This window comes from Kitasatospora sp. NPDC048239, from assembly GCF_043202015.1.
Classification (GTDB): Bacteria; Actinomycetota; Actinomycetes; order Streptomycetales; family Streptomycetaceae; genus Kitasatospora.
Genome location: NZ_JBICZP010000005.1, coordinates 1 through 25,990 on the forward strand (window position 1 = coordinate 1; position 25,990 = coordinate 25,990).

Annotated in this window: 20 protein-coding genes and 2 pseudogenes; 12 read left to right on the forward strand and 10 right to left on the reverse strand. The window is 74.9% G+C overall.

The genetic code is table 11. The features are described 5' to 3' along the window. Positions 1-319: 319 nt before the first annotated feature. The 3 genes from ACGFZP_RS14785 to ACGFZP_RS14795 form a co-directional block, all read right to left on the reverse strand. Positions 320-3,049, reverse strand: coding sequence for a SpoIIE family protein phosphatase (locus ACGFZP_RS14785; RefSeq protein ID WP_392932269.1), 2,730 nt, complete (start codon positions 3,047-3,049; stop codon positions 320-322). A 148-nt stretch (positions 3,050-3,197) separates the two neighbouring features. Further along, a complete protein-coding gene (locus tag ACGFZP_RS14790) occupies positions 3,198-3,920 on the reverse strand; it encodes a rhomboid-like protein (RefSeq protein ID WP_392932271.1) in 723 nt (240 codons plus the stop codon). An 84-nt stretch (positions 3,921-4,004) separates the two neighbouring features. After that, positions 4,005-4,706 carry a DUF998 domain-containing protein gene (locus ACGFZP_RS14795; RefSeq protein ID WP_392932273.1) on the reverse strand — a complete coding sequence of 234 codons (702 nt, stop codon included), beginning with the start codon at positions 4,704-4,706 and terminating at the stop codon, positions 4,005-4,007. A gap of 293 nt (positions 4,707-4,999) precedes the next feature. Between ACGFZP_RS14795 and ACGFZP_RS14800 the strand changes: the two are divergent. The 5 genes and pseudogenes from ACGFZP_RS14800 to ACGFZP_RS14820 form a co-directional block, all read left to right on the forward strand. After that, positions 5,000-5,506, forward strand: a pseudogene (locus ACGFZP_RS14800) (glutaminase); the annotation flags it as partial. A gap of 53 nt (positions 5,507-5,559) precedes the next feature. Then, positions 5,560-5,748 carry a hypothetical protein gene (locus tag ACGFZP_RS14805; protein WP_392932275.1) on the forward strand — a complete coding sequence of 63 codons (189 nt, stop codon included), beginning with the start codon at positions 5,560-5,562 and terminating at the stop codon, positions 5,746-5,748. 240 nt (positions 5,749-5,988) lie between these two features. Beyond that, positions 5,989-8,655 carry a GH92 family glycosyl hydrolase gene (locus ACGFZP_RS14810; protein ID WP_392933448.1) on the forward strand — a complete coding sequence of 889 codons (2,667 nt, stop codon included), beginning with the start codon at positions 5,989-5,991 and terminating at the stop codon, positions 8,653-8,655. A gap of 363 nt (positions 8,656-9,018) precedes the next feature. After that, on the forward strand, positions 9,019-11,103 hold the full coding sequence (locus ACGFZP_RS14815; RefSeq protein WP_392932277.1) for a SpoIIE family protein phosphatase: 2,085 nt from the start codon (positions 9,019-9,021) through the stop codon (positions 11,101-11,103). Positions 11,104-11,262: 159 nt separating this feature from the next. Continuing rightward, positions 11,263-12,120 carry an S-methyl-5'-thioadenosine phosphorylase gene (locus tag ACGFZP_RS14820; RefSeq protein ID WP_392932279.1) on the forward strand — a complete coding sequence of 286 codons (858 nt, stop codon included), beginning with the start codon at positions 11,263-11,265 and terminating at the stop codon, positions 12,118-12,120. On the opposite strand, the gene ACGFZP_RS14825 is transcribed toward ACGFZP_RS14820, so the two are convergent. Beyond that, positions 12,086-12,520 carry a hypothetical protein gene (locus ACGFZP_RS14825; protein ID WP_392932281.1) on the reverse strand — a complete coding sequence of 145 codons (435 nt, stop codon included), beginning with the start codon at positions 12,518-12,520 and terminating at the stop codon, positions 12,086-12,088. The genes ACGFZP_RS14820 and ACGFZP_RS14825 overlap by 35 nt on opposite strands. Further along, positions 12,517-13,653 carry a molybdopterin-dependent oxidoreductase gene (locus tag ACGFZP_RS14830; protein WP_392933451.1) on the reverse strand — a complete coding sequence of 379 codons (1,137 nt, stop codon included), beginning with the start codon at positions 13,651-13,653 and terminating at the stop codon, positions 12,517-12,519. Before ACGFZP_RS14830 ends, ACGFZP_RS14825 begins: the two co-directional genes overlap by 4 nt. Positions 13,654-13,827: 174 nt before the next feature. On the opposite strand from ACGFZP_RS14830, the gene ACGFZP_RS14835 reads away from it, so the two are divergent. The 3 genes from ACGFZP_RS14835 to ACGFZP_RS14845 all read left to right on the forward strand — a co-directional run bounded on the left by ACGFZP_RS14835 (position 13,828) and on the right by ACGFZP_RS14845 (position 16,583). Further along, positions 13,828-15,177 (forward strand): glycosyltransferase 87 family protein, encoded by a 1,350-nt coding sequence (locus ACGFZP_RS14835; protein ID WP_392932283.1) that lies wholly within the window; start codon positions 13,828-13,830, stop codon positions 15,175-15,177. A 64-nt stretch (positions 15,178-15,241) separates the two neighbouring features. Beyond that, a complete protein-coding gene (locus ACGFZP_RS14840; protein ID WP_392932285.1) occupies positions 15,242-15,979 on the forward strand; it encodes a molybdopterin-dependent oxidoreductase in 738 nt (245 codons plus the stop codon). Beyond that, entirely contained in the window at positions 15,963-16,583 is a 621-nt protein-coding gene (locus tag ACGFZP_RS14845; RefSeq protein ID WP_392932287.1) for a cytochrome b/b6 domain-containing protein, read from the forward strand. Before ACGFZP_RS14840 ends, ACGFZP_RS14845 begins: the two co-directional genes overlap by 17 nt. 27 nt (positions 16,584-16,610) lie before the next feature. Here the strand turns inward: ACGFZP_RS14845 and ACGFZP_RS14850 are convergent, their stop codons facing one another. From ACGFZP_RS14850 to ACGFZP_RS14860, 3 genes and pseudogenes are all read right to left on the reverse strand, one after another. Further along, positions 16,611-17,279 carry an SAM-dependent methyltransferase gene (locus tag ACGFZP_RS14850; RefSeq protein WP_392932289.1) on the reverse strand — a complete coding sequence of 223 codons (669 nt, stop codon included), beginning with the start codon at positions 17,277-17,279 and terminating at the stop codon, positions 16,611-16,613. Then, positions 17,276-17,926: a DUF2064 domain-containing protein gene (locus tag ACGFZP_RS14855; RefSeq protein WP_392933454.1), complete on the reverse strand. Its 651-nt coding sequence runs from the start codon at positions 17,924-17,926 to the stop codon at positions 17,276-17,278. Before ACGFZP_RS14855 ends, ACGFZP_RS14850 begins: the two co-directional genes overlap by 4 nt. After that, positions 17,900-18,625, reverse strand: a pseudogene (locus ACGFZP_RS14860) (glycosyltransferase family 2 protein); the annotation flags it as partial. The gene ACGFZP_RS14855 and the pseudogene ACGFZP_RS14860, both read right to left, overlap by 27 nt. A 219-nt stretch (positions 18,626-18,844) precedes the next feature. Here ACGFZP_RS14860 and ACGFZP_RS14865 point away from each other — a divergent pair. Next, complete coding sequence (locus ACGFZP_RS14865) at positions 18,845-19,600, forward strand: response regulator transcription factor (protein ID WP_392932291.1); 756 nt, start codon at positions 18,845-18,847, stop codon at positions 19,598-19,600. Then, positions 19,597-20,733: a sensor histidine kinase gene (locus ACGFZP_RS14870; RefSeq protein ID WP_392932293.1), complete on the forward strand. Its 1,137-nt coding sequence runs from the start codon at positions 19,597-19,599 to the stop codon at positions 20,731-20,733. Before ACGFZP_RS14865 ends, ACGFZP_RS14870 begins: the two co-directional genes overlap by 4 nt. A 17-nt stretch (positions 20,734-20,750) precedes the next feature. On the opposite strand, the gene ACGFZP_RS14875 is transcribed toward ACGFZP_RS14870, so the two are convergent. Together ACGFZP_RS14875 and ACGFZP_RS14880 are read right to left on the reverse strand one after the other, a co-directional pair. Then, positions 20,751-21,806 carry an NAD-dependent epimerase/dehydratase family protein gene (locus tag ACGFZP_RS14875; RefSeq protein ID WP_392932295.1) on the reverse strand — a complete coding sequence of 352 codons (1,056 nt, stop codon included), beginning with the start codon at positions 21,804-21,806 and terminating at the stop codon, positions 20,751-20,753. Positions 21,807-21,957: 151 nt separating this feature from the next. Further along, a complete protein-coding gene (locus ACGFZP_RS14880) occupies positions 21,958-22,497 on the reverse strand; it encodes a carboxymuconolactone decarboxylase family protein (protein WP_392932297.1) in 540 nt (179 codons plus the stop codon). A 349-nt stretch (positions 22,498-22,846) separates the two neighbouring features. Between ACGFZP_RS14880 and ACGFZP_RS14885 the strand changes: the two genes are divergently transcribed. Both ACGFZP_RS14885 and ACGFZP_RS14890 read left to right on the forward strand, forming a co-directional pair. After that, positions 22,847-24,730, forward strand: coding sequence for an FAD/NAD(P)-binding protein (locus ACGFZP_RS14885; protein WP_392932299.1), 1,884 nt, complete (start codon positions 22,847-22,849; stop codon positions 24,728-24,730). A gap of 51 nt (positions 24,731-24,781) precedes the next feature. Further along, positions 24,782-25,948 carry a putative PEP-binding protein gene (locus ACGFZP_RS14890; protein ID WP_392932301.1) on the forward strand — a complete coding sequence of 389 codons (1,167 nt, stop codon included), beginning with the start codon at positions 24,782-24,784 and terminating at the stop codon, positions 25,946-25,948. The last annotated feature ends 42 nt before the right edge of the window (positions 25,949-25,990 follow it).

Sequence of the window (25,990 nt, forward strand, 5' to 3'; positions counted from 1 at the left end):
AGGTTTAGGCACGTCAGGGTGCTGTTACCGGTGGTATGGATCAAGTAAATGGCATGATTTGAAGCCAAATGTCCGCTTTTTCAAGATCGAACCGGCTGGGAAAGTGGCCCGGGCCACAGCGGGAGTGCTGTGAGGCCGCGCACATCGTCGACAGCGCGTGACGGCCCCCCTGCCGCGCGTGCCGCAGCCGCCTCACGGCCACCCGCTCCCGGGTGGCCCGCACCACAACCCCCACCCACCGCCTCCATGTCGGCACTCTCCGTGACCTCCAGCGCCCGTGGAGGCCCCCCGGAACGGGCGGTGCGGGGAAGGGAGGGGCTCAGTCGGGAGAGCCGGTGGCTCCGTGGTCGGACCCCTGGTCGGCGGGGAGCGGCTGTTCCGCCCAGATGACCTTGCCCTGGCCGGTATACCGGGTGCCCCAGCGTTCGGTCAGCTGCGCCACCAGGAACAGTCCGCGGCCGCCCTCGTCGGTCGTCGCCGCGTACTTCAGGTGCGGGGAGGTGCTGCTGCCGTCGGCCACCTCGCAGATCAGGCTGCGGTCGCGCAGCAGCCGCACCCGCACCGGCGGGGAGCCGTAGCGGATGGCGTTGGTGACCAGTTCGCTGATCACCAGTTCCGTGCCGAAGGACAGATCCGACAGGCCCCACCCGTCCAGCGTCGCCTGGCTCCACTCGCGCACCTCGGCCACACAGGCCGGATCGGGCTGGACGGTGCGTTCGGCGACGTGCTCGGCACCGAGCACCCGGGTCTTGGCGATCAGCAGCGCCACGTCGTCCTGGGGACGGGCCGGCAGCAGGGCGTCGAGCACGGCCCGGCAGTGCTCCTCGGGCTGCCGCTCGCGGCGCGCGAGCACCTCCCGCAGGAGTTCCATGCCGACGTCGAAGTCCCGGGTGCGCTCCTCGACCAGTCCGTCGGTGTAGAGGACGATCTGGGTCCCCTCGGCGAGCTGCACCTGCGCCGTCTCGTACGGCATCCCGCCCGTTCCCAGCGGCGGGCCGATCGGCAGTTCGGGGAACGCGACGGTGCCGTCGGGTCCGACCAGGGCGGGCGGGGGGTGTCCCGCCCGTGCGATGGTGCAGAGCCGGGAGACCGGGTCGTAGATCGCGTAGAGGCAGGTGGCTCCGGTGACCCCGGCGCCGGGGCCGGGGCCGCCGTCGACCTCCTCCAGGTCGATGCGGTTCACCAACTCGTCCAGGTAGCCGAGCAGTTCGTCCGGTGCGAGGTCGAGGGCGGAGAAGTTGTGCACGGCGGTGCGCAGTCGGCCCATGGTGGCGGCGGCGTGCAGCCCGTGGCCGACGACGTCGCCCACGACCAGGGCGACCCGGCTGCCGGACAGCGGGATCACGTCGAACCAGTCGCCGCTCACTCCGGACTGTGCGGGCAGGTAGCGGTACGCGACGGTGAGGGCGCTCTGCTCGGGCAGGGCACGCGGCAGCAGGCTGCGCTGCAGCGTCACGGCGGTGGTGTGCTCGCGGGTGTAGCGGCGGGCGTTGTCGATGCTGACCGCGGCCCGGGCGACCAGCTCCTCGGCCAGCGACCGGTCCTCGTCGTCGAACGGCTCGGGCTTCTGCGACCGCCAGAAGTTGGCGATGCCCAGGATGATGCCGCGCGCCTTCAGGGGCGTGGTGATCAGCGAGTGGACACCGAAATCGACGATCTCCCTGGTCCGCTCCGGGTCCTGGGCCTGCCAGCCGTGGGCGACGGACAGGTCGGGGACCACCTGCGACCGGCCGCTGTCGAAGCCCCGGGCCTGGGGGGTGGAGGGGATGAAGGCGATCAGCCTGCCGCGCGGGTAGAAGGGGTGGTCGTCGCGGATGCCGTGGACGGCCGCGCGGCGAAGGTCGCCGGTGCCGGTGGGCTCGTCGCCCTGGAGGACGGGGTCGGCGAGGTCGACGGTGACGAAGTCCGCGAAGGCGGGGACGGCGATCCGGGCCAGCTCCTCGGCCGTGCGCATGACGTCGAGCGTCGTGCCGATGCCGATGCCGGCCTCGTAGAGCAGTGCGAGGCGGTTGCCGGCCACCTCGGCCCGGCCGGCCAGCGCCTGCAGCTCGGTGGAGTCGCGGATCGTGGCGACCGTTCCCATCGCGCGGCCGTGCCGGTCCGTCGGCCGCTGGTTCACCGCGAGCAGCCGCCCGCCCGACCGGTGCACCTCGTCCGTGGCCGTCCTCCCCGACAGCAGGAGCTCCGCGGTGTCGGGATCGAGGTCCGGCAGTTCGCTCAGGTGCCGGCCGTCCGCGTCGGGCGGCAGCCTCAACAGCTCCTTCGCCTCGTCGTTGGCGAGGAGCAGCCGACCGTCCGGCGCGACGATGACCACGCCCTCCCGCACCGCGTGCAGGACGGCGTCGTGGTGCTCGTACACGCGGGTCATCTCGGTCGGCCCGAGGCCCCGGGTCTGGCGCTTCAGCCGCCGGAAGACCAGGGCCGTCCCGCCGGTGGCCACCGCGAGCGCGGCGGCGCCGGTCCCCAGGATGACGGGCAGCTGGCGGTCGCCGGCGGTGGCGACGTTCTTCACCTTGAGCCCGGCCGACACCAGGCCCACGACCGATCCGTCGGGGGCGGTGACGGGGACGACCGCCTGGACCTCCCGGCCGAGCGGACCGTGCACGCTCTCGGTGAGGATGTGGCCGGCCAGCGAGGGGCCGATCGTCCCGACGAACGGTTGGCCGATCCGGTCCGGCAGGGGGTGGGTGTACCGGATCCCCTGGGTGTTCATGACCACGATGAAGTCGACGCCGGCCTGTTGTCGCGCGTCCTCCGTCAGCGGCTGGAGCACGGCCGTCGGATCGGGCGACTTCAGCACCTCGGGCAGCCCGGGGGCGTGCGCGAACGCCACCGCGGCGGCGACCGACCTGGTCCGGGCCTCGCTCTCGCTGGAGTGGCGCGACTCCAGGACCAGCGCCAGGATCGCGCCGAGGACGAGCAGCACCACGACCGCGACCTGCAACACGAACACCTGGCCGGCAACGCTCCGAGGGCTTCTGGTGAGACGGCTCTTCGCGATCGGCGACGGCTTCGCTACGGTCCGGGATCGGTCGGCGTGTTCGACCATGCGTCCTTTCTAACACCGCCGCGATGGTGACCACGAAGCGTTGCGTCCCCGTGCCGGGGGCGGCGGGCGCGGCCCCGGGAGGCGCGGCGCCGACGCCGTGACCAGGACCGGGGCCGACGCGGGTCCGAGGGCTTGGTCGATGCCGTGATCAGGGCTTGGTCGGCGCGGGGCGGGCGGGCCGGCGGGCCACCGGCGGCAGGCCGAACCGGTGGGCGACGGCGATGGCCAGGCCCGCGACGAAGGCGAGCACATGGCCGACGGCGGACACCTCGCCGTCCCCGATCCCGGACAGCAGATCGGGGGCGGCCACCGCCAGCACCACCAGCCACACCGCCCGCGACCAGACCGGCCGGGCCCGCCCGATCGCCACCGTCAGCGCGGCCACCACGACGTAGGACGGGCCGGTGTCCAGCACGTGCGCCTCGGCGGCCGGTAGCGAGCCGTGCTCGATGCGCCACCACACCAGGGCCTCCGTCAGCGCGGTCGCGGCCACATGCGCCAGGGCCAGCGCCGCCACCCCGCGGCGCGCGCCGAGCACCGACACCACCGCGACCACGGACAGCGCGAAGACCGGCCACACCCACAGGGTGCTCTGCGGCACGAACACGGACACCGTCAGCGCCTCGACCGGGTGACCGGACGGCCAGGGGCGCAGGTTGTCGAGGTTGGTCGACGCCCACTCCCGCAGCGCCAGCACCCGCTCGGGCGGCAGCAGCCGCAGGACCGGCCACATCACGGCGAGCGCGGCCACGTACCAGGTGCCCGGGTTGCGCAGCAGGCGCCGCAGCCGCAGCCGCAGGCGCGACGAGGACGCTGGGGCCACCGGGCCGGACCGGGCCGTCGATGACGAGAGATCAGTACGCTCCGACACCCGCCGATGGTATGCCGCCGCCTCCGCCCCGCCGTCCGCGCCCCACCAGTACCGGAGGCGGGACGGGGACGACAGGGCGGAGGGTCAGAGCTCGACGGCCGGAGCGGGCCCTGGCCCGCGCCTGGGCGTGAGGCCGGCCGCGACGGCCTCGCTCTTCACCAGCCACGCCACACCGAACGCGAACACGGACACCGACTCGCCGACGTACATCAGGGTCAACGGCGAGTCCCAGGTGAGGTGGAGCAGGGCGCCGACCGCGACCACGACGACGCAGGCCACGATGACCCACCCGCAGACCAGGTACGCCCAGTCGGCGGCCGGCCGGTGCCCGTCCGAAGTCCGGGAGTCCGCGAACAGCCGGAGGCAGAAGTACGCGAGGACCCCGAACAGGCCTGCGGCGAAGCAGAGATGGAGAGTCCCGACGACGGTCTGCGCGGTGGTCGGGTGCGCGGTGACCGAGGCCGGGGGCTCGGTGGGGAAGAGCGCCACCAGGATGGCGAGGACGCCGGCCACCGAACTCAGCCGGTCCTCCCGCCGGTCGTGGCGGTAGCAGATCAGGAAGACCCCGATGGCACAGAGGCCCCCCACGAAGACGTTGCGCATGGGGGTGTAGTACGACGCGCTCATCGAGGCGAGCAGCGTGATCCGGGCGGAGGTGAGGCTGTTGCCGACGGGCAGGACGATCGGCAGCAGGAAGCCCATGGCGCCGACGCCCAGGCGCAGGCGCCGTACGGTCGCCCCGTCCTGGGACTGGTAGTTGGTGACGAAGACCGGTTGCTCGGGCATGATCGGCCCCCTCGGAACGTCCTGAGGATGGGCGGGCGCGGCCGGACGGGCCGTGCACCAGGCGCGCTGGTCATCGTCGGTGTACCCGTGCGGCGGGCCCGGGAACCCCGCTCCCGCCTGGGCGTTGGCGCTTCTGACGGCGCGTCGGAGCACCGGCTGCGCGCCGCCCGCGCCGGATCCGCTATAGCTTTGTCCTGAGTCCTGATTCCTGTATTCCTGGTGGCCCGCTCCCGCCGTGTTCCCCGGGCGGCCCCGGCCCGGCTGCCCCGCCCCGCGGACGGAAGGAGACGGCGATGACCGACGCGGTCACCGAGGCCCTGGCCGACATCCACCGGCGGCTGGGCGCCCTGGACGAGGGCGAGCCGGCGGCCTACATCCCCGAGCTCGCCCGGGCCCGGCGCGAGGGCTTCGGGCTGGCGCTGGTCAGCATGGACGGCCACCGCTACCAGGCCGGCGACGCGGGGGAGCCGTTCACCCTGCAGTCGGTGTCCAAGCCCTTCGTCTACGCCCCCGCGCTGGCGGAGCTGGGCCTGGACGAGGTCGGCCGCTGGGTCGGCGCCGAGCCCAGCGGGGAGGCCTTCAACGCGATCAGCCTGGAGGAGGGCACCGGCCGCCCGTCCAACGCGATGATCAACGCCGGTGCGATCGCGACCACCGCCCTGGTGCCGGGGGCGGGCCCGGCGGAGCGGTTCGAGCGGATCCTCGCCGGCCTGAGCGCCTTCGCGGGGCGGCGCCTGGACGTGGACGAGGCCGTGTACGCCTCGGAGGCCGCGACCGACGACCGCAACCGGGCGCTCGCCTCACCGCCGCCGAGCGGGTGCTGTTCGAGCTGGAGACGGCGACCACCGGCCCGGTGCTGCTCGACCTCGGCCGGGTCACCGGGTTGGACGCCGCCGCCCAGGCGATGATCACCGCCACCCTGGCCCGGCTGGCCGCCGGGGGCCGCCGGGTGGCGTTGACGGGCGCGGCCCTCCCCGCACCGCCGGGTGCGCCCTGGGAGCACTTCGGCGCGGACGGCGCCGGTCCCGGCGGGGCCCCCTGAGGCTGCCCCCGCGCCACCCGCCCGTTCCGCCGTCCGCCTCACCCGGCTCGCGTCGTCGGCGCGCCCCTCCGGTCGACCGCGTCCGCGCCGGTACTCTGCGTACGCGCCACGCGCGACCTGCCGCGCGCCACGAGGCCGCCCCCGCGGCCGATGTGACGGACCATCACCTCATGGCGGCCAACCCTGTTCCGCTCAAGAATCGCCTGCGCGGTCGGCGCCGCGCTGCTGGCCGCCGCAGGCCTGGCCGACGCCGCCGGGGGCCCCGCGCACGCGGCCGCCGCCCCGCCCACCCGGTACGTCGACCCGTTCGTCGGCACCGACGACAGCACCGCCCCCGACCCGGTGCCGGGCGGGGCCGGCGGTAGCACCTACCCGGGCGCGGTCGTCCCCTTCGGCGGGGTGCAGTTCAGCCCGGACACCCCCACCGCCTCGCCGTCCGGCTACCGGTGGTCCGACAGCTCGGTGGAGTCCTTCAGCCTGACCCACTTCGACGGCGCCGGCTGCCCCAACAACGAGGACCTCCCGCTGCTCCCGGTGACCGGCGACCTCACCACCTCCCCGGGCATCGCCTGGACGGACTACGCCTCCGGCCACAGCAAGGCCGAGGAGTCCGCCGCCCCCGGCCGGTACCGGACCAGGCTCGACCGGTACGCCACCGACGTCGAACTGACCGCCACCACCCGCACCGGCATGGGCCGGCTCACCTACCCCGCCACGGACACCGCCCGGCTGCTGATCGGCACCGGCCGCAGCGCGACCGGCGACCGGCCCGGCAGCCTGCGGATCGACGGCCCCGAGGTGACCGGCAGCGTCACCGCCGGCGGCTTCTGCGGCTCCTCGAAGACCTACCGGATCTGGTTCGACCTGCGCTTCGACCGCGAGCCGACCGGCTTCGGCACCTGGTCGGGGGCGGCGCTGTCACCCGGTTCGGCGACCGCCTCGGGTACCGGCGCCGGCGGGTACCTCACCTTCGACACGACCGGCGGGCGCAGCGTCCGGTTCAAGGTCGGGCTCAGCTACGTCAGCGCCGAGGGGGCCCGGCGCAACCTCGACGCCGAGAACCCGGGCTGGGACTTCGACGCCGTCGCCAGGGCCGCGGACACCGCCTGGAACGAGGCGCTCGGCCGGGTGGCGGTGGCCGGTGGCGGGGAGAGCGAGCTGCGGAAGTTCTACACGGCGCTCTACCACGTGTTCCAGAGCCCGAACGTGTCCAGTGACGTCGGCGGTGACTACCGGGGCTTCGACGGGGCCGTGCACCACGCCGACCACCCGGTCTACCAGAACTACTCCGGCTGGGACATCTACCGTTCCTGGGCCGCCCTGGTCGCCCTGCTAGCCCCGGCCGAGGCGAGCGACATCGCCCGGTCGATGGTGCTGGACGGGCAGCAGGGCGGACTGCTGCCCAAGTGGTCGCAGCAGACCGCCGAGGACTTCGTGATGAACGGCGACCCCGGCCCGATCGTGGTCGCCGGCCTGTACGCCTTCGGGGCGAGGGACTTCGACACCGCGGCCGCGCTCGCCCTGATGGAGAGGTCCTCGGCCGGGGGCACCAGCCAGGGCGGACCGGTCCGCGGCCGGCAGTCCGCCTACACCCGGCTCGGGTACATCGCCGGGGATCCCTCCGACTCGTTGGAGTACTCCGCCTCCGACTTCGCGGTGGCGTGGTTCGCCCGGGCCCTGGGGGACGAGGCCTCGTACCGCACCCACCTGGCCCGGGCCGGCTGGTGGCGCAACACCTACGGCCGGGACGCCGGCTACGTGGAGCCCCGGGACGAGTCCGGCGTCTGGGCCTGGCCGCTGGACCCGGCGAGCGGCCGGGGCTTCACCGAGGGCAACGCGGCGCAGTACACCTGGACGGTCCCGTACGACTACGCCGGCCTGATCGACGCGATGGGCGGCCGGCACACCGCCGTGCAGCGGTTGGACCACCACTTCGGCGAGCTGAACGCCGGCCAGAGCCGGCCCTACTACTACATCGGCAACGAGCCGGAGCACGGCGTGCCCTGGGCGTACAACTTCGCGCGCCACCCGGCCGGGGCCGCGGACGCCGTCCGCCGGGTGGCGGCCGAGTCCTTCGGCACCGGCCCGGGCGGCCTGCCGGGCAACGACGACCTCGGCGCCACCTCGGCCTGGTACGTCTGGGCGGCGCTCGGGATGTACCCGGTCACGCCGGGCGCCGACACCCTCGCCCTGCACGGACCGCTCTTCCCGGCGGTGTCGATCAGGCGCCCGGGCGGCGACATCGCCATCAGCGCCACCGGCACCGGCCGCTACGTCCAGGGGCTGTCGGTCGACGGCGCGGCCACCACCCACAGCTACCTGCGCTACCCGGACCTCGCGGGCGGGGCGGCGCTGGAGTACACGATGGGCGGCGCACCCGGCGCCCGCTGGGGCACCGGCGCCGACGACGTGCCGCCCTCCTTCCCCGACGGCGCGGCCGCCCCCACCGCGCCCGAGCGGGGCCCGGACCTCGCGCTCGGCGCCGCGGCCACCGGCTCCGCGCCCTGCCCCGACGGCGGCGCCGCCGAGCGCGCCTTCGACGGTGCGCTCGGCAGCGCCGCCGGCTGGTGCTCGGCGGAGCCGGACCCCCGGCTGCGGGCCGACCTCGGCGCCGTCCGGACCGTCTCCGCCTTCGTGCTCGCCCACGCCGGCCTCGGCGGCGAGAGCACCGGCCGCAACACCGCCGCCTACCGGATCGACACCAGCACCGACGGCGTCGAGTGGACCGCGGCCGTCGCCGCCACCGGCTCCCGGGCCAGCCGGACCGAGCACGCCGTCGCGCCCCGCCCGGCCCGGTACGTACGGCTGCGGGTCGACGCGACCGCCGACGCCCCGGCCGGCGGCGCCCCGGAGCCGGCCCGGATCCAGGAGCTGGAGGTGTACGGCGACGGGCCCGCAGCGCGCTGAGGGACGCCCGGCCCGGGCCGGCGTTGCGGAGGCGGGCCCCTCAGAACCGCCAGACCAGCGGCACCACCGTCAGCGTGACGACCAGGAGCCAGCCCAGCACCGGCAGCCCGTACCGCCAGTAGTCCCCGAACCGGTAGCCGCCCGCGCCCATCACCATCATGTTCGCGGGGTCGCCACCAGCGGCCCTCCGTCGCCGGGACGCACCGCCCGCCCGCGCGGTGCGTGCCCGAGGTCCGAAGACCGACCCCGGGGCCCGGGAGGCGGCGGTGCACCAGGGATTCGTACCGGGCGGCCGTCCCCCCGCTCTGCCATGGTGGGGGGAGGGATCACGACGGATCAGGTACGGCTGCCCGGAGGTTCACGGTGCGGGACTCGGAGCGGGACGAAGGGGAGACCGCCCTCCTGGCGGCGCTGTTCGGCGGCGCGCCGCGCTGCTGGTACGTCCTCGACCGCGAGCTGCGGCTGGTGCACCTCAACCGCGCCGCCCGCGCCGTGGGCTGCCTGCCCGGCGAGGAGGCCATCGGCCGGCGGTTCACCGACCTCGTCCCCGGATTCCCCGCCGCCGAGCTGACCGGACTGGCCGGCGAGGTGCTCGCCACCGGCGTCCACCTGACGGGCCGGCTGCTGCACGGCCACCCCGCGGCCGCCCCCGACCGCGCCCAGGTGCTCTCGCTGACCCTCTACCGCCTGGAGGACGGCATCGCCGACGGGTCCCGCGTACCGCTCGGCGTGGCGGTCGCGGTCGAGGACGTCACCGCCCGGGAGGCCGCCGCCGAACGCCTCGCCGTCCTGCACGAGGCCCACCAGCGCATCGGCTCCACCCTGGACATCGCCACCACCGCCCAGGAGCTCGCCGACGTCACCGTGCCGCGCTTCGCGGACGCGACCACCGTCGACGTCCTCGACGAGGCCTGGCGGGCCGGCCCCGCCCACAGGGGCCCGGTCGCCCCCGACCACCCGCTGCGCCGGGCCGCCTACCGCACCCGCCACGGCGGCGAGGTCGCGGTACGGATCGGCGGCCTCAGCACCTTCCCGTTCCCGACCCCGTTCACCCAGAGCCTCGCCGACGTCCGGCCGCGCCTGGTCAGCCGCCTGGACTACGGCGAGCGGTGGCTGGAGGCCGACCCGGCCGTCACCGAACTCTGGCGGACCGCCGGCGTGCACTCGATGATGGCCGTCCCGTTCGCCGTCCACGACACCGTCCTCGGCCTGGCGGCCTACTACCGCTACGAACGGTCCGAGCCCTTCGACGAGGACGACCTGGAACTCGCCCGGGAGCTCACCGCCCGGGCCGCCCTCAGCCTGGACAAGGCCCGCAGCTACGCGCGCGAACGCACCGTCGCCACCGCCCTGCAGCGCTACCTGCTGCCCCGGCGCGCGCCGTCGGTCTCCGCGGTGGACGCCGCGCACCTCTACATGGCGGGAGGCGCGGGCAGCGACTGGTACGACATCATCCAGCTCTCCGGCGCCAGGGTCGCGCTGGTCGTCGGCGACCTCGCCGGACGCGGCGTCGAGGCCGCGGCCACCATGGGCCAGCTGCGCACCGCCGTCCGCACCCTGGCCGCGCTCGACCTGCCGCCCGACGAACTGCTGGAACGCCTGGACACCACCACCGTCCGGCTCGCGCAGGACGGCGCCCTGGTGCCCGGCGGCGGCGACCCGGACTCCGAGCTGATCGCCTCCTGCCTCGTCCTCACCTACGACCCGGTCTCCCACCTGTGCACCGCCGCCCGGGCCGGCCACCCCCCGCCCCTGGTGCTCGACCCGGCCGGCCGGGTCGTCCCCTTCGAGGTGCCCGCCGGGCCCCACCTGGGGGTCGGCGGCGCGGGCTTCGACAGCGCCACCGTGGAACTGGAGGAGGGCAGCGTCATCGCCCTCTACACCAACGGCCTGGTCTCGGACCGGGGCCGCGACAGCGACGCCTCGCTGGCGGACCTGCGCGAGGTCCTCACCCGGCAGCCCGGTCGCAGCCTCCAGGAGCTCTGCGACTCGGCGGTGTACGGCCTGGTGCCGCAGCGGCCCGACGACGACGCCGTGCTGCTGCTCGCCCGCACCCACCACCTGGCCGAGGAGAACGTCGCCGCCTGGACCTTCCCCGACGACCTCGCGGTCGTCTCCCAGGCCCGCAACGCGGCCCAACGCCAGCTCCTCGCCTGGGGGTTGGACGACCTGGTGTACAGCACCCAGGTCATCGTCAGCGAACTCGTCACCAACGCGATCCGCTACGGCAGGGGCGCCGTCCAGCTGCGCCTGATCCGGGACCGCACCCTGATCTGCGAGGTGTCCGACCAGACCCAGACCGCCCCGCACCTGCGGCAGGCCCGCAACACCGACGAGGGCGGCCGCGGCCTGTTCATCGTGATGCAGCTCAGCGCCCAGTGGGGGACCCGTTACCTCCGCGAGGGCAAGACGATCTGGGCCGAGCAACCGCTCCCGGAGCCGACCTGACGGTGCGGGCCCGCTCTCGGATCCGGCCATGGGGGAGGTCTCCCGGCGGGCGGAGGGGGACGGACGTTCGCGATTCGTAAGGCCCGGTGTCCCGGCTTCGGGCGCGGTCCGTTCCTACAGTGACCGGGAGGTTGTTCCCGAGAAGAGAGGCGGACCGCGATGACGGTCGACCAGGACGTCCTGCCGAGCGCCGAGGTGGGCGTGATCGGCGGCTCCGGGCTCTACGAGCTGCTGGACGAGGTGACCGAGGTACGGGTGGACACCCCGTACGGGCCGCCCAGCGACGCGCTGTTCCTGGGGGAGGTGGCCGGACGGCGGGTGGCCTTCCTGCCCCGGCACGGGCGCGGCCACGGCCTGCCGCCGCACCGGATCAACTACCGGGCCAACCTGTGGGCGCTGCACACCCTGGGGGTGCGGCAGGTGCTGGCGCCCTGTGCGGTGGGCGGGCTGCGCCCCGAGTACGGGCCGGGCACGCTGCTCGTCCCCGACCAGTTCGTGGACCGGACCTCCGGGCGCCCGCAGACCTTCTACGACGGCCTGCCACTGCCGGACGGCACGGTGCCGGAGGTGGTGCACGTGTCGATGGCCGACCCGTATTGCCCGGCGGCGCGGCAGGCGGCGATGGGGGCCGCCCGGGAGGCCGCCTGGGAGCCGGTCGACGGCGGCACGCTGGTGGTGATCGAGGGCCCGCGCTTCTCCACCCGGGCCGAATCCCGCTGGTTCACCGCCAACGGCTGGTCGGTGGTCGGCATGACGGGCCACCCGGAGGCCGTCCTCGCCCGTGAACTCGGGCTCTGCTACGCCCCGTTGGCGCTGGTCACCGATCTCGACGCCGGAGTGGAGAGCGGCGGGGGCATCACCCACGGCGAGGTGCTGAAGGAGTTCGCCCGCAACGTCGACCGGCTGCGCACCGTGCTGTTCAAGGCGCTGGAGCAGTTGCCGGCGGTGCGCGAGTGCCCCTGCCCGCACACCCTGGACGGCCTCACGACCGGTCTCCCGGGGGTGCCGGGCGCCTGACGGTCCGGGCCCGGCGCCGCCACCGACCGGCGAGCGCGACCAGCAGCGCGAGGCCGGCGGTGGCGGCCAGCACCAGCAGCCAGTTGCGCAGATAGGGCAGCGGCAGCACCGACGGGTTGCCGTGGTCGTCACCGGCGCGCAGGACGGCCGGCAGCCCGACGGCGGTGACGGCCGCCGCGACGACCAACCAGCCGCGCAGCACCGGCCCGCGCACCAGGAACGCGCCCAGCAGGCACACCAGCGCCACCCACAGCCCGTCGTGGAGCACCAGCCCCCCGACCGCCCAGACCAGGACGTCCAGCGGGTCGGTGACGTACGGGTCGCCGAGCAGCCCGTACAGGCCGTAGCCGACCAGGGCGAGGCCGGCGGCCAGCAGCAGCGCGCGGACCGCGGCGGTCATCCGAGCACCTCGATGTGCTCGACCCACTTGGTCTGCAGGACACCGGGCCGGTTGGGCGCGATGACGCGGGCCGGGAACCCGTGGTCCGCGGCCAGGACCTCGCCGTTGACCCGCAGGGCGAGCAGGCTGAGCGGGTCGTCGACGTACGGCGCGGGCATCTCCGTCACCCGGTACGGTCCCTCGGCCTCCAGGGAGGTGACCCGCACCGCCGATCCGGGCGGGGCACCGGCGCGTCGCACCAGCTCGGCCACCCGGACCCCGGTCCACCGGGCGCCGGCGCTCCAGCCCTCCACACAGGAGATGGGCAACTCCACTTCGTGCTGGGGCAGTTCGCCGAGTTCGGCGAGGGTGAGCTGGTACGGCCGCGGGCCGTCCACCCGGAGCCGCCAGTCGGCCGGCACGGTGACCGTCCCGGCCTGGGCGGCGGTGCGGTTCACCGGCAGGCCCTGGGGGCCGAGGTCGGGGCGGCGCGGGGCCAGCAGGTCCAGGGGGCGCAGCCAGGGGACGGACTGTCCGGCGGTGACGAGGGTGACGGCGCCGGCGGCGGCGGTGGTGGCCAGGAGGAACGCGCGGCGCTGGGCCAGGGCGGGAGCGGCCCGGCGCCACCAGTACGCGGCGACGAGCGGCGCCTTGACGGCCAGGTGCACCAGCAGGGCGCCGGTCGCCAGCCAGCCCAGCCAGAAGTGGGTCTGCCGGAACGGGAACGGCCACGGGTACCACTGCAGGGTGTTCAGCAGGCCGGTGAACAGCTCCAGCAGGACGGCCGCCACGAGCAGGGCGATGGCCAGCCGCTCCAGGGCGTGCAGCACGCTGCGCGCCGGCGGCCACTCGAACAGCCGCGGGTAGACCGCCCACAGCTTCGCGCCGGTCAGCGGGATCGCCGCCAGACCGGCGATCACGTGCAGGCCCTGGGTGAACCGGTAGCCGTTCACCGGGCGTGCGGGCAGGTGCGGGGCGAGCCAGCCGGGCGGGTCCTGGAGCAGATGACTGGTCAGGCCGGTCAGGAAGCAGACCACGACGGCCGCGCCCAGCCAGCGGCCGAGCACGACCACGGTCCGCGGCTCGTGCAGCGGCGAGGTGAACGCACCCTCGCGGAACGGCCCGCGCCGCAGGAAGGCCGGGGGAGCGGGCAGCGGCGGGTCGTAGCGGCGGCGGGCGGTCGGGGTGCCGGAGTCGGCGGGGTCGGATTCCACCCGCCCATCGAAGCGCCCCGGGGCGTCCGAGCGGTGTTCCGGCGTGCTTACGGAATCCGAACGGCGGGCTCGCCGCCGGGGTCGGGGAGGCGGGCCGGTGGGAGGGTGGGCGACGTGACCTCCCGTACCGTCCCGCCCTGTCTGCTCGCCCTGGCCGCCCTGGCCGCCCTGGTCACCGCCCTGGCGCTGACCGTCGCCCGCGACGGCGCCCTCCCGCTGCCCGGCTGGTACCTCCTCGACGTCGCCCTGTTCGCCGTCGCGGTGGCGCTGCTGCGCAGGGTGCCCGGCCGGCAGGCCGTGCCGCTGGTCCTGGCCGGCGGTGTCGCGGTGGCCGCCGTCGGGCTGCTCGCCCCGCCGCGCAGCAGCGACGACGCCTACCGCTACGTCTGGGACGGCCGGGTCCAGGCGGCCGGGATCTCGCCCTACGCCCACACCCCGGACGATCCGGCGCTGGCCCGGCTGCGCGATCCGGGGCTCTTCCCGGTGGGCGACGGCTGCACGGGCTGGGACGAGCGGCGCACCGCGGCCGGCGACTGCACCCGGATCAACCGGCCGGCCGTGCACACCATCTACCCGCCGGTGGCGCAGGCGTGGTACCTCGCGGTGCACCCGTTCGGCGGCGGGGTCCGCGGGGTGCAGGCCGCGGGGGCGCTGCTGGCGGTGGCGACCACAGCCCTCCTGCTCGGGGTGGGACGGCAGCCGTGGCGGGCCGCGCTGTGGGGGTGGTTCCCGGGCGTGACGGTGTGGGCCGTCAACGACGCGCACGTGGACACCCTCGGCGCCCTGTTGACGGTCGCCGGGCTCGGTTGCGCGGCGCGGGGGCGGGCCGTGCGCGGGGGACTCCTCCTGGGCGGCGCGGTGGCGGCCAAGCTGCTGCCGGCGCTCGCCCTGCCCGGTGCGCTGTCGGGCCTGGCGGCCCGGCGCCCGACCCGCGGCGACGTCCTGCTCGTCGGATCCGCGCTGGGCGCCTTCGCGCTGTCCTACCTCCCGTACGTCCTGGGCTCGGGCACCTCGGTGCTGGGCTACCTGCCGGGCTACCTGCGGGAGGAGGGCTACCAGCAGGGGCACATCGACCGGTTCGGGCTGCTGCGGCTGGTGCTGTCCGACCGCCTCGCACCGTGGGCGGCGGGGCTGGTCCTCGCTGCCGTGCTGGTCCGGGTGCTGCGCCGGGGCGACCGGCACCGGCCCTGGGCGGGCGCGCTGCTGGTGACGGGAACGGCGCTGCTGCTGGTCGCGCCCGCCTACCCGTGGTACGGGCTGCTGCTGGTCGCGCTGGTCGCACTCGACGGGCGCTGGGAGTGGCTGGCCGTCCCGGCCGCGGGGCAGGCGCTCTACCTGACGACCGGAGGCCAGGCGGCGCAGCAGCTCGCCTACGGCACGGCCCTGTGCGTGGTCCTCCTCGTCCCGCTGCTGCGGAAGCGCCGCACGGGACGGGTGGTGGTGGCGGTGGGGGCCGAGAAGTGACGGAATTCTGACGGGTCGGCGCAGACCCTGGCCGTGGCGCCGTCCGGCTGGTCGAATCGGCGGCGTGAGTGAACAGACCGAACGGATCGAACAGGTCGAACGGATCGACGAGGGCCGGGGGACACCCGTGGGCCGGCGGGTGGTGCTGGGGCTGCTCGGGCTCGGCGCGGCGGGGGTCGCGGTCGGCCCGTACCTCCAGCGGGCTCAGGACACCCTGGCCGGCAAGGACCCGACGGGCCTCGCCGGCCTGCTGCCGGGCGGCGGCTTCCGCTACTACTCGGTGGCCTCCTCGGTGCCGACCAGGGGCCCGGACGACTACACCCTGACGGTGGACGGGTTGGTGGAACGCCCCGGCACCTTCCGGCTCGCCGACCTCCAGGCGATGCCGCAGCGCCGGATCGTGCGGGACGTCCAGTGCGTGACCGGCTGGCGGGTGCCGGCCACCCCGTTCGAGGGCGTGCCGCTGGCCCACCTGCTCGACGCCGCCGGCGTCACGGCGGGCGCCGCAGCGGTGCGGTTCAGCTGCTTCGACGGCGAGTACACCGAGAGCCTCAGCCTGGAGCAGGCCCGGCGCGAGGACGTGGTGGTCGCGCTCAGGCTCCAGGACGCCCCGATCTCGCACTCGCACGGTGGCCCGGTGCGCCTGTACGTGGCACCGATGTACTTCTACAAGTCGGCCAAATGGCTGTCCGGGATCACCGTCACCGCCACGGTGGAGCCGGGCTACTGGGAGCGGAACGGCTACGACGTCGACGCCTGGGTCGGCCGCTCGAACGGACGTGACGATGCACCGACCGCCTGAGCTGCTGCTCCGCTTCACCCGCGCCGAGCGCTGGGTGCACCGGGCCACCGCCGCCCTGATGCTGACCTGCCTGGCCACCGCCGCCTGCCTCTACCTGGCGCCGCTGGCCGAACTGGTCGGGCGCCGCAGGCTCGTCGTCACCGTGCACGTGTGGTGCGGCCTGGCGCTGCCGGTACCGCTGCTGCTCGGGCTGGCCTTCCGGGCGGTGCGCGCGGACGTGTCGCGGCTGAGCCGGTTCCACCCCGTGGACCGGGCGTGGCTGCGGGCGGCGTGGGCGCGGGCCGCGCACCGCCCGGCGGGGAAGTTCAACGCCGGGCAGAAGCTCTACGCGCAGTGGACGCTCGGCGCGATGCTGGTGATCCTCGGCACCGGCCTGCTGATGTGGCTCACCCACCTCGCGCCGACGGTCTGGCGGACGGGTGCGACCTTCGTCCACGACTGGCTCGCGGTCGCGATCGCCGTGGTGACCGCCGGGCACATCCGGATGGCCGTGCGCGATCCCGAGGCCCGGCGGGGGATGCGGACGGGGCTGGTCGACCGCCGCTGGGCGGCGCGCGAGCACCCGCAGTGGCCGGACGGGAAGCCCGCGGCGGCGGAGGAGTAGCGGGCGGCGGGCCGCCCTCCGGAGGGATCAGCGGGCGGGGGCCGTCCTCCGGAAGGAGAGGAAGTGGCGGCCGTGGGAGGACCAGCGCTCGGTCTCGACGAGCCCGGCGCGCTCGGCCCGTCGGGCGGTGGCCGCCGCGCCGCAGCGGGCCCAGGCGAACGGCGGTCCGAGCCGTCCGTGCCGCCCCTCGACCCGGACGGTGATCCGTTCGTCGACCTCCCGAGGCTCCACCTCGACCAGCAACACGCCGCCCGGAGCGAGGAGTTCGGCACTTCGGCCGAGCAGCAGCCCCGGGTCGCCGCCGATTCCGAGGTTGCCGTCGGCCAGCAGCGCGCCGCCCCAGCGCCCCTCCGCGGGCAGCCGGTCGAACACCGAGCGGCACAGGGCCGGCCCGCCGAGGCCGCGGGTCCGGGCCACCGCCGCCCGGGTGATGTCGACGCCGAGCGCCGGCACGCCCAGGCCCAGCAGGGCCGCGACCAGTCGGCCGGGGCCGCAGCCGAGGTCCACCACCGGCGCGGTCAGCCGGGTGCAGCGCCGCAGCAGCTCGTGATCCGCGCCGGCGGCGGGCGCGCACCAGCGCTCGACGTCGAGCGGGATCCGGCGGCCGTCCTCGCGGCGCAGCCACAGCGGGCCCCGCCCGGCGCGGACGGCCTCGGCGAACGGGTCGTCCACCCAGGCCTCGGTCGCGACGCTCACTCCGCCACCTCCAGGGCGCCCTCGACCGACTGGAGGCAGGCCGCGAACCTGCCGTCCGGAGCCTGGGCGGCGACGTGACGGGCGTCCCGGATGGTGTCCACGTCGGTGGCCACCGGGAGGTGGTGGACGGTCAGGCGCTCCGCCGCCAGCCGGTCGAGCAGGGCCCGCCCGGTGTCCGGCGTGGACATCGGCAGCCCCACGAGCAGCCGCCGGGCCAGCCCCGCATCGGGCCGGGCCAGCCCGAGCGCCCAGAACCCGCCGTCCTCGGCCGGGCCGTACCAGGCGTCGACGCCCGTACGCCGGGCGGGGGACAGCGGCTCCGCGAGGAGGGCGGCGCCCAGCTGCGGAGTGTCCATGCCGACCAGCAGCGCGGGCGCCCGCGGGGCGATCCCGGCCGCGTGCGCGAAGGCGGCCGCCAGCCGTTCGTCCAGGCCGCCGCCGGACTGCGGCACGACCTGCCAGCCCGGCGGGAGCCAGGCGCCGGCCTCGCCCTCCAGGACGAGCAGCCGCCGTCCGGCCGGGACCAGGTCGAGGGTGGCGAGGGTGTCGGCGAGGGCGGCCTCGGCCAGCGCCGCCGCCTGCTCGGGCGTACAGGGCGGGGTGAGGCGGGTCTTCACCCGGCCGGGGACGGGCGACTTGGCGATCACCAGCAGGGTCGGCGCCGGCGCGGCCAGTACGGCCCGCATGTCGCGGACGGCCTGCCGGGTGCCGCGCACCGTGCCGGTGACCTTGGAGCGGCCCGCACGCGGCAGGTAGTCGACGGGCGTCTCGGTGATCCGCATCCCGGCCGCCGACGCGGCGAGCACCATCTCCAGGGGGTAGCCGGAGCGGCGGTCGCCCAGACCCAGCGCCAGCAGCCGCTCGCGGCGCGCGGCCCGCATCGGCCCGAGATCGTGCAGCGGCGCCCCCGTCCTCGCCCGCAGCCGGTAGGCCAGGGCGGTGTTCGCCAGCCGGGCGTGCAGCGGCCAGGCACCGGCGGTCGCGGGGCGGCGGCGGCCGAGCACCAGGTCCGCCGAGCCCGCGGCGACCGGGGCGGCGACGAGCGGCAGCTGGGCGGGATCCAGGGAGCCGTCGCAGTCCATGAAGCAGACCAGCTCGGCGGTGGCGGCGAGCAGCCCGGCGTGGCACGCGGAGCCGAAACCGCGGCGCGGCTCCTCGACGACCGTCGCGCCCAGCGACCGGGCCAGCTCGGCGGAGCCGTCACGGGAGCCGTTGTCGACGACGACCGCGCGCCAGCCCGGGGGGATGCGCCCGAGCACCCAGGGCAGGGCCTCGGCCTCGTCGAGGCAGGGCAGGATCACATCGGCACACGGCCGCGGGGGAGTCGGAGAGATCACGTCGGCCACGCTAGGTGCGGGCGGGCCCGCGGCGGCCGAACCGCGCCCTTACGAAAGTCCTACGCCGGCCCGGGCGCACGTGGGAGCCGAAGCCTGCCGGGTCGCACCTCGTCGAGTGGCCTTCCGCTCGGCCCGGCTCCCGTCGGCGCCGGCCCGCGATCTTACGGAACGCGAACGTCGACCACGGCGCGGCCCCCGAGCACGGCCGCGGCTCGTATCCTCGGCGAGGTGAACGACAGCCCCGCCACCCCCGGACCCCCGGACCCGGCCCGCATCCTGGTGATCGACGACGACCTCACCGTGGGCGAGGTCGTCGCCGGCTACCTCACCCGGGCCGGCCACCACGTCGACCGGGCCTGCGACGGCGACCAGGGCCTCGACCTGGCCCGCGCCCACCGCCCCGACCTCCTGGTCCTGGACCTCATGCTCCCCGGGATCGACGGCCTGGAGATCCTGCGCAGGCTGCGGGCCACCGAGGACGGCGCCGACCTGCCCGTGGTCATGCTCACCGCCAAGGGGGACGAGGCCGACCGCATCCTCGGTCTGGAGCTCGGCGCGGACGACTACGTCACCAAGCCGTTCAGCCCGAGGGAGCTCGTCCTGCGCGTCCAGTCCGTCCTGCGCCGCTCCCGCGCCGCGGCGCCCGCCGTCCCGGCCTCCGTGCCGCTGGAGTCCGGGGACATCACGCTCGACCCGCAGGCCCGCCGAGCCCACCGCGGCGGGCGCGAACTCCTCCTCACGCTAAGGGAGTTCGACCTGCTGACGTTCCTCCTGCGGCACCCCCGGACGGTCTTCGCCCGACAGGAGCTGATGCAGCGGGTCTGGGGCTGGGACTTCGGCGACCTGTCCACCGTCACCGTCCACGTCCGCCGCCTGCGGGAGAAGATCGAGGACGACCCCGCCGCCCCGACACTGATCACCACGGTCTGGGGCGTCGGCTACCGCTACGACCCGGTCACGGACGACAAGGACGGCCCGGCGTGACGGACCTGCTGCTGATCGCCCTGTTCGCAGGGCTCGGTGCCACCGGCGCCGGCCTGCTCGGCTGGGTGGCCGTGCGCCTGCTGCGCCGCCGCTCGATGGCGCTCTCCCTGTTCTGCGTCGCCGCCGTCACCGTCCTCGCCGTCACCTCCGGGACGGTCGCCGTCGCCCAGGCGATGTTCCTCTCCGGACACGACCTCGGCGTGGTGATGACCGTGCTCGGGATGGCCTCCGTGGTCTCGCTGCTCACGGCCGCCCTGCTCGGACGCCAGGTGGTGGCCGGCAGCCGCGCCCTGACCGCGGCGGCCCGGACCGTCGGAAGCGACACCGGCTTCACCGCACCGGAGCATCCGCTCGGGCTCGAACTGGCCCAGCTCAGCGCGGAACTCGCCGCCACCAGCGCCCGGCTCGCCGAGTCGCGGGCCCGGGCGCAGGCGCTGGACGCCTCGCGGCGTGAGCTGATCGCCTGGATCTCCCACGACCTGCGCACCCCGCTGGCCGGGCTGCGCGCGATGGCCGAGGCGCTGGAGGACGGCGTGGCCGAGCGGCCGGAGCACTACCTCAGGCGGATCCGGGCCGAGGTCGAGCGCCTCACCGGGATGGTCGACGACCTGTTCGAGCTCTCCCGGATCCAGGCCGGCGCGCTCTCCCTCTCGCTCTCCCGGGTGTCCGTCTACGACCTGGTCGACGACGCACTGGCCGGCGCGCACCCGCTGGCCCGGCAGCGCGGCGTCCGCCTGGAGGGCCGCCAGGTCGCCGCCGAGCCGGTCGAGGTGGACAGCCGTGAGATCACCCGGGTGCTCGGCAACCTGCTGGTCAACGCGATCCGCTCGACGCCCGAGGACGGTGTGGTCGCCGTGTCCGCCCGCCGTGAGGTGGACGAGGTGGTGCTCTCGGTCACCGACGGCTGCGGAGGCATCCCGGAACAGGACCTCTCCCGGGTGTTCGAGACCGGCTGGCGCGGCAGCACCGCCCGTACGCCGCGGCGCGATCCCGGCGAGGGCGGGGACAGCGGCGCCGGGCTCGGGCTGGCCATCGTCCGCGGCATCGTCGAGGCGCATGCCGGACGGGCCCGGGTGCACAACGTCACCGGGGGCTGCTGCTTCGAGATCGCGCTCCCGGCGGCGCCCGCGTAGTCGGACCGTAGGCCGTGTCAGACCCGCAGGGGCGCCGCGGCGAACTCGGCCATCCCCGCCCGGAAGGGCACCCGGGCCCGCCAGCCGAGCTCGGCCCGCAGCCGGGAGGAGTCGGCGGTGATGTGCCGGACGTCCCCGAGCCGGTACTGCCCGGTCACCACCGGCTCCGGCCCGCCGTAGGCGTCGGCCAGCGCCCGGGCCATCTCGCCGACCGTGTGCACCTCGCCGCTGCCGACGTTGTACGCCCGGGCGCCGCCCGGCGGCCGGCCGGCGACGTCCTCCAGTGCGGCGAGGTTGGCCGCCGCGACATCGTCGACGTGGACGAAGTCCCGGCGCTGGCCGCCGTCCTCGAACACCCGGGGGGCCGCGCCGCGGGCGAGCGCGGAGCGGAACAGCGAGGCGACCCCGGCGTACGGGGTGTCGCGCGGCATGCCCGGGCCGTAGACGTTGTGGTAGCGCAGCGCCAGGACGGACCCGCCGCAGGCGCGGGCCCAGACGGCGGACAGGTGCTCCTGGGCGAGCTTGGTCGCGGCGTACACGTTGCGCGGGTCGCCCGGCGCGTCCTCCGTGACCATCCCGGGCCGCAGCGCGGCGCCGCAGATGGGGCACGGCGGTTCGAACCGTCCGGCGCCGAGGTCCTCCGGGCGCCGCGGACCGGGCGCCACGCCCCCGTGCTCGGCACACACGTACCGGCCCTCCCCGTAGACCACCATGGACCCGGCCAGCACCAGGCTCCGCACCCCCGTACGCGCCATCGCGGACAGCAGCACCGCCGTGCCGAGGTCGTTGCAGCCGGCGTACTCGGGCGCGTCGTCGAGGTCGAGACCGAGCCCGACCATCGCCGCCTGGTGGCAGACCGCGTCCACCCCGGCCAGGGCCTGCTGCACCGCCGCCGCGTCCCGCACGTCGCCGTGCCGGAACCGGACCCCGTCCGGCAGCGCGGGAGCAACCCCCGACGGGTGGACCGCGGGCAGCAGTGCGTCCAGTACCAGGACCTCGTGGCCCGCTGCGACCAGGGCGCGTACGACCGCCGAACCGATGAACCCGGCGCCGCCGGTGACCAGAATCCTCATGTCCGGCGACGCTACCGGCCGCCCCGCCCGTTCGACCGCCGTGGCGCGGGGGCGTCAGCGATCCGTAAGACGGTCATGCCGCCTCACCGGTGGCCGGCCGGTCGCGCCCCGGCCACCGGCGGCGTCCTCCGGCCGGCGGAGGCCCGGGTGCTCAGGCCCCGTGGCTGTAGCCGGAGTCGACGATGCGCTTGGCCCCCTCGGAGTAGAAGCGGTGGTCCTCGGGGAGGTCGGTGGCCAGGCCGTCGACGTAGCGGTTGTACATGCAGAACGCGGCGGCGATCAGGACGGTGTCGTGGATCTCGGTGTCACCGGCGCCGGCCGCCCGGGCCGCCGCCACCGCCTCCGCGGAGACCGGCCCGACCTGGCCCTGGACCTCCGCCGCGATGCGCAGCAGGGCCTGCATCCGCTCGGTGAGCGGCGCGGACGCGGGATCGGTCAGGACCGCCTTCACGAGGTCCTCGCCACCCTCCAACTGCGCCGCGGCGAAGGCGCTGTGGGAGTTCGCACAGAAGCGGGTGCCGTTGAGGTCGGAGACGTAGGCGGCGACCAGCTCACGCTCGCCCCGGCTCATCGGGGCCGGGGCGCGCAGCAGCGCGTCGGCGAGCATGGACAGCGGGGCACCGGTGTCCGGACGGAGCGTCAGCAGCCCGGTGATTCCCGGCAGTTTGTTGTCAATGGCAATGTGCGGCACGGTGTGCACTTCCTCGTCTCGGAGGGACGGACGGATGGCAGTCCATGCTCACGGGTGCGACTCCGGGCGGTCAACTCCCAGGTTGCCGGGACATCTTGGGGCGATGTCGACGCCGACCGCCACCGGCCGCCCGGGCGGCGCCCTGTCAACCGTCCGTCAACCGCATTGATCGCGATGTTGCGGGTCGGGCATGCTGGTCGGCGTGAGCTCGGGTGGGGCGGCGACCAGTGCCGCAGCGCCCTTGATCGCTTGTCCCTTCGTCGAAGTGACGATCGGTCAACCCATGTTCGTGCCCGGTGTGGGAAGGCGGCGCCGGGTGCCGTGAATCGCTGAGCGGGGAGGCTTCACCGTGAGTCGAACAGGCATGCGTCCACGTGTGCTCATAGTCGGGGCGGGACTGGCCGGTACCGCCACGGCGATCCGGCTGCTGCGCTTCGCGCGCAGACCGCTTGAGATCGTTCTGCTCGAACGGCGTTCGGACTACCGCTCCGCCGGCATCGCCTACCACCGGGACGGCAACCCCTGGGACCACGTGTTCAACATCCAGGCGGGCCGGATGTCCGTCTTCCGGGAGGACGTCCTCGACTTCATCCGCTGGGCCAACCTGGAGGCCGACCGCACCGGCTGGCCGGCGTTCTGGGTCGACTTCGAGTTCGTCGAGCAGGGCCCGGCGCCCCGGCGGATCTTCCAGGACTACCTGAACGACCGGCTGGCCGAGGCCGCACGGGAGGCCTGTCCGGGGGTGGTGCTCGTCGAGGCGGACGGCGAGGCGGTCGACCTGGAGGTGCTGCCTTCTGGGGTCGGGGTGACGGTCCGGCAGCCGGCCCCGAACGGCGCCCCGGCCGACCGGGGCCCGGAACCGGCGGTGCTCCTCGCCGACCACGTGGTCCTCGCGACCGGCCTCGAACTCAGGGAGCCGCCGTTCGCCTCCGAGGTGCTCGACCACGCGCGCTTCATCCGGGACCCGTACTCCGCAGCCGGGATCCGCAAGCTCGAGTCGCTCCCGGCCGAGGCCGACGTCGCGATCGTGGGATCCGTGCTGAGCGCGTACGACTCGGCCGGCCTGTTGCTGCGGCAGGGGCACTCCGGGAGGATCAACCTGATCTCCAGGACCGGGACGATGTTCCGGACCTACCCGGGTGGCCACGAGCACGAGGTCCTGCAACTCCCCTGCCCGAAGGCGCTGCTGGAGCCGTACCGGAACCGTGGGGAGTTCCTGGCCCGGGTGCGGGCCGAATGGGAGAAGGCCTGCTCGGCGGTCGTCCGGGACCACCCCGGAATCGACCGGACGGTGGTCGCCGAGCGGGTGGCCAAGGCGTGGGAGCCGCATCTCCCCGAGGCCATCGAGCGGATCCCCTCCGGGGAACTGCGGTCGCTGCTGGACGAGTTCGGTACGGCGATCGCCGCGCTGCGGGTGGGCGCGGTGGAGTACACGATGGCGGTCATCGAACGGGCCGCGCACCCGGCGGACGGCTCGGTGCGGCTGGTCGTCGGCAAGGTGGAGGGGATCGCTCCGACGGAGTCCGGGCGGCTGCGCGTGTCGATCGGCGCCCCGGGCGAGAAGTGCGCCGTCGAGGCGGACCTGGTGGTGTCCAACGTGGGCAGGGAGTCGGACTACAGCAGGGTCGGCGGGCCGCTCTGGAGGAACCTGCTCCGCAGGGGGATCGCGGTGCCCCACGAGCGCACCGGGCGGGGGCTGGAGGTCGACGGACACGGGGTGCTGCTGCGCGCCGACGGCGAGCCGGCCGGCCCGGTCTCCACGGTCGGTGTGCTGCGCGAGGGCGACGAGATCGTGCGGAACGGCCGAACCGGTGCGTTCACGTTCAATCTCGCCGCCATCAAGAACCAGTCAATCGCCGTGGCCGCCCGCGTGGTCGAGCAACTGGAACTCCCCGACGGGGGATTGGACCGCGACATCACCCAATTCCATGGCCATGTCAGCAACATGGAGGAAGCAGCCCTGGCCGGATTCGAGGAGGCTGTGGTCTTGGAGGTATGGAGGTTGGCTACGCGCGCCCTGAGTGAACGGGAAGTCCTCGATTCCCGGGTGGACGCCCGTATCCGGTCCCTGAGCGGCCTTCCGGCCCCTCTGCTGGACGCCTCCCGCCGTGACCGCCTGATCAGGGCGGTCGTCGGCCGGGCCGCGGTCGAGCGACTCACCGATGTCTCCGTGACACCGCGGCAACTGCGCCGACAACTGGGCTTGGAGAACGCTGACGCTCTGGAGGATTAGTTGAACGGGCGACGGATTCAGGGATCCCTTTTGACCGGTGGAAGGCAGGGCGTGTTGCGAGGTGTCTGTAACCGCACAAGAAATCCGCTCAACGGATCCATCCTCGTCGCCCCCTCCCTCGAAGCGAGTCTGTACGAAGCGATCGTGGCGGCGCGGGCCATCGTCTGCAGTTCCGGCGGGCTGACCGGCCACATGCAGTCGATCTGCCGCGGCCGGGGAATTCCGGTGCTCCGCGTCGACCGGGCGGAACTCGCCGACCTGGTCGGCGAAGTGACGCTGCACCTGGAGAGCCAGTCGATCGTCCTCGGGTCCGACACCGGCGCCGGCGCCCACGGCCAGGCAGGCGGGAGCTCCTCGCTGGACGACCTCGGCTCGGCCTGTGCGGTCATCGCCGACCTGCAGGACATCCGGACGATCAACTCGTGCGGCCCGAAGGCCGCACAGGTCGACTCCTTCTTCATCCGGGAGGAGTTCCTCTGCCTGGCGGCCGGCCTGCGTCCGCTCGACTGCCTGGAGGGCGGCCCGGCCGCGATCGAGGTCTACGGGCGGGCGCTCGCGGACCGGCTCTGCACCTTCGTCGAGGCGCTGCTGCCCGGCCAGCGGTTGATCCTGCGGCTCCTCGACCTGCGCTCCGACCACGCCGCCGGGGTGACGGAGGTCGCCCCGGTCGCGGTCGAACCCAACCCCGAGCTGGGTCTGCACGGCGCGCGCTGGCTGCTCGGCTCGGCCGCCTACCGGGACGCCTTGCACGTCGTGCTCGGGACCCTGCGGGAGCGGCTCGGCGAGGAGGCGCGCCGCATCCACCTCTCGGTGCCGTTCCTCAACGACGCCGTGGAGTTCGCCCAGCTCAGGGCGCACCTCGACCTGCCGCCCGAGGTGCCGGTGTCCGCGTTCATCGAGACGCCGGCGGCGGTGCACGCCGCCGCCGCCATCTGCGCCGCGGGCGCCACCGAACTGTTCGTCGGGACGAAGGACCTGGTGCAGTTCTATCTCGCCGCGGACCGGAGCAACCACCTGGTGGCCGACTCCTACCAGACCCGGCACCCGGCCGTCCTGGACGGGGTGCGCAGGGTCGTGGAGTCCGCGCGTGCCGCGGGCATCCCGGTCCGGGTGTTCGCGCTCGGCGCGGACCTCACCCACTACCTGGAGGGGCTGCCGACCCCGGACGGGTACATGATGTGCACCGCCGAACTCCAGCAGGTGGTCCTGCAGTCGTAGTCCCGACCGGTCCGACAGGACGGGGCGCAGCCGGTATCCGAC